Below are 3,479 nucleotides of genomic sequence, written 5' to 3' on the forward strand. Positions count from 1 at the left end.
TCAGCCATGAAGCCCGCCCGGATCGGCCGCGGGGCGTGCCCTGGGCGCCAGCGGCGAGTTCCTGACCCGGAAGACCCGCGCGACATTCCGCGGCAGCCACCAGTTCCAGCGTCCGAAGAGCTTCATCGCGCTCGGGACGAGCAGCGCCCGGATGATGGTCACATCAAGAATGATCGCCGCCGCGAGCCCGAACCCGAACTGTTGCAGACCGACGATGGACCCGGCGACGAAACCCATGAAGGCCGCGAACATGACGAGTCCGGCCGCAGTCACGATGCGACCGGTCCTCGCCAGCCCGAGTACCACCGCGGTCTCGTTGTCATGGCCGGCGTCCCACTCCTCGCGCATGCGGCTCACCAGGAAGACCTCGTAGTCCATGGAGAGGCCGAACACCATCGCGAAGATGAAGACCGGGATCCAGCCCTCGATCTGGTCGAAGGAGATGAGCCCGAGCGCGCTGCCCGCGCCCCACTTGAAGAAAACCACGAGCAGGCCGTAGGCAGCAGTGATCGAAAGCAGGTTCAGAATAATCGCCTTCAGTGGCAGGACGATTGACCGGAAGGCCCGCAGCAACAGGAAGTACGTCAGGAGGAGCACTCCGAGTACGAGCCAGGGGAAGGCGCTGTAGGTGAGATCGAGGAAGTCCACCCCGCTCGGCGGGCCACCGCCGGCATAGACGCTGACACCGGTGGGGAATCCGGCGGCCGTGACGATGTCATGACGAAGGCGGTCGGCGAAGTCGAGCGATGCGGGTACCCCGTACTCGCTCTTCCCGATCACCTGTAGTTGCAGGTAGCGCCGGGACGGGTCGACGAACTGGCCGCCGGACTGGCCACCGGACGAAGCGGCAGACGGGTCGAAGACGACCGCGGCGACCTCCGGGTCGGCGTGCAGGCCATCCTGGAACCGGCTGAGCGCGGCGCGCAGCTGTGGATCATCCGCTCCACCGGGCTGGTGGGTATCAATAACGACTGCCGTCGGTGCCAGCGCGCCCCCGCCGACTGCCCCGGAGAGAATGTCGAGGCCCTGGACGCTCTCGAGATTGCGCGGGATGCCCTTGTTCGAGCCCGGCCCGAGCTCAAGGGCGGTGACGGGCAGCGCAAGCGTGCCGAGCAAAGCTGTGGTGCCAGCTGCGATGGCCACCGGATGGCGCATGATCGCCCGTGCGAAACGCGCCCAGAAGTTCTCCTCCGCCTCCCGCCGCTCGGTGATGGAGTGCGGTAGGAGCCGCACCCGATCGAGCTTCGCGGCCAGGAAGTACAGCAGCACGGGTAGCAGCGTGAGCGCGCAGATGACCGAGACGACCGGGATGAACAGGCCCCCGAGGCCGAAACCACGCATGAACGGCACCGGCATGGCCAGCATGAGCGCGAGACCGATGGCGACTGCCGTGCCGCTGAACACGACCGCGCGGCCGGCTGTCCGCATCGTGGCGACGATCGCGTCCGGTCTTTCCCTGCCGCGCCGCAGCTCCTCCCGGTAACGGTAAATGATCAGCAACGAGTAGTCGACGGCGATGCCCAGGCCGATCAGCGTGACCAGGTTCTGCAGGTAGGTCGACAGCTCCATGTAGTGCGCGAAGATCCAAATGATCGCCAGGGTCGCGGGGATCGCCGCCGCCGCAAAGATCAGAGGGAGGAGAAAGGCGAGCGTCCCGAAGACGAACGCGAGGATGACGAGCGCGATCGGAATGGCGATGTAGAGCTCGCCGATCTGGAGGTCACGTTTGAACACTGGATCAAGATCATGCTCGATCGCGGCCTGGCCGGTGACGTAAAGCTGTGCACCCGGCACAGTGCCGGCCGCGGCACGCATCGTGCCGGTGTAGCCCTTCGCGTCGGCCGGCTCGAGATTTGACACGATACGGGCACTGACAACGGAGTCGGACAGCGGTTGCACCGATGCGACCACCCCGCTGGGAAGAACACCGGCCGCGCGGTGAGCCGCCTGGTCGACCGCGGGCACGAGCTGGCTGGCAGACCCCGGCGCGGTACGTACGACAAGCATGAAGGAACCGGTCGTCCGCTGGCCGAAACGGTCCTCAAGAATCTTCTCCGCCCGCTGGGTGTCGGTACCGGGAAGCGTGAAGCGGTTCGTCAGGAGGCCACTCAACCCGGACGCGGCCGCGCTCGACATGACGAACACAACCGCCCAGACCGCTACGACAGCCCATCGATAACGGATCATCGCGCGCGTCCAGCGTTCCATCGCAGCTACCTCGTTACCAGCGCATGCCTGGTGGCTCCCCGGTTGTCATTCGAGTGTGGACGCCGGCGGGCCGGCTCGCTCGGTGACCGTCCGCGGCACACGTCCCTTAGTGGTCGGCGCCGGAAGTTCATCCAGGGCCTGCCGGCGCCAGCCGGCGCCTCGCTTCGTTGTCGTCGGCCCCGGTAGAACACCGCTACCGGGGCCTCCTCCGCCTCGCGACGCATCCACCTGGCATCCGACAACCCCCGAAGGACTTCCAGCGCCGACCACTTAGCGCAACGCAACGATGACAGCCGCGACCGAGAGCAGGCTGCCCCTCCATAATGGGCAGTGTCAGATGATCAAAATAATTGTAAAAAACACAGAATGATGCTGGATGAGTGCCCGGCGCCAGGGGAGCAACGTGGAACCGCGACCGTCGTTTCAGAATCTCTTATTTCGGCATCGGTACCCACCGAAGGCAGCCGTCGCGGGAATCACCCTGTTCACCCTGTTCACCCTGGCGGCGTGCGGCGGCGCGGGCGCAGGCCGGCAGGCCGCCGCTCGGGTCAGCCCGTCGGCCGGTGATTCGGCCAGTGCCGTACCCACCGCCACAGTCCGCCCCGTCGCGGTCATCCTGCATGCGTATGACTACCTGCTTACCGAAGGTCCTGAAACACGCGGCTTCGTCCGCGGCATATCTCCCCGCAGCTCTCCTGGCAGCCTGTCAACCCCGCAGATCTCCGAAACCAAGCTCGCGGCCTGCCTCGGCGTACCGGTCAGCCAGGTCCATAGCCATGCGACCGACCTGGCTGACGGCGCCTACTTCACGAGTAACGACGGGCTGACCACCATCGGCTCGGAGGCGGAGATCACCTCAGCGGTCGATGTAGCCCGCGACATGGACATCCTCTCCCGTCCACAGGCAGCGGCATGCCTTGGCCAAGCCTTCTTCCCGATGGTCCGGGAAGGGATATCGGCAGCCGGCGGGACCGCCACGCTCGACTCGGCACGCGCGCTGACCCCGCCTGCCGGTAGCGCGGGCGGGGTGCGCATGGTCATGACGGTGACCGGCGGTGGTAAACGTGTCCCAGTAACGCTCGACCTCATCTGCGTCATGTCCGGCCGCGTCGAAAGCAACATCGTGATCAGTCAGGTAGACGGCACGCCAGACCCGACAGTCGAACAGGACGCTGTCCGCCAGGTCGCCGGGAAAATCGCCCGACAGGCAGGGGTTCCCGCGTAAGAGCGCCCGAGGATAGGACTGTCCGGCTCGCGGCAACACCCAGCAC

At 66.2% G+C, this 3,479-nt stretch carries 2 protein-coding genes; one reads left to right on the top strand and one right to left on the bottom strand.

Annotation, left to right across the window (positions count from 1 at the left end):
• A complete protein-coding gene (locus MJ785_RS17825) occupies nucleotides 1-2,187 on the bottom strand; it encodes an MMPL family transporter (RefSeq protein WP_239381869.1) in 2,187 nt (728 codons plus the stop codon).
• 397 nt (nucleotides 2,188-2,584) lie between these two features.
• On the opposite strand from MJ785_RS17825, the gene MJ785_RS17830 reads away from it, so the two are divergent.
• Entirely contained in the window at nucleotides 2,585-3,433 is an 849-nt protein-coding gene (locus MJ785_RS17830) for a hypothetical protein (RefSeq protein WP_239381871.1), read from the top strand.
• Nucleotides 3,434-3,479 lie beyond the last annotated feature (46 nt).

Origin of the sequence: Protofrankia sp. CiT1, from assembly GCF_917627335.1 — a bacterium.
In the GTDB taxonomy this organism is placed as follows: Bacteria; Actinomycetota; Actinomycetes; order Frankiales; family Frankiaceae; genus Protofrankia.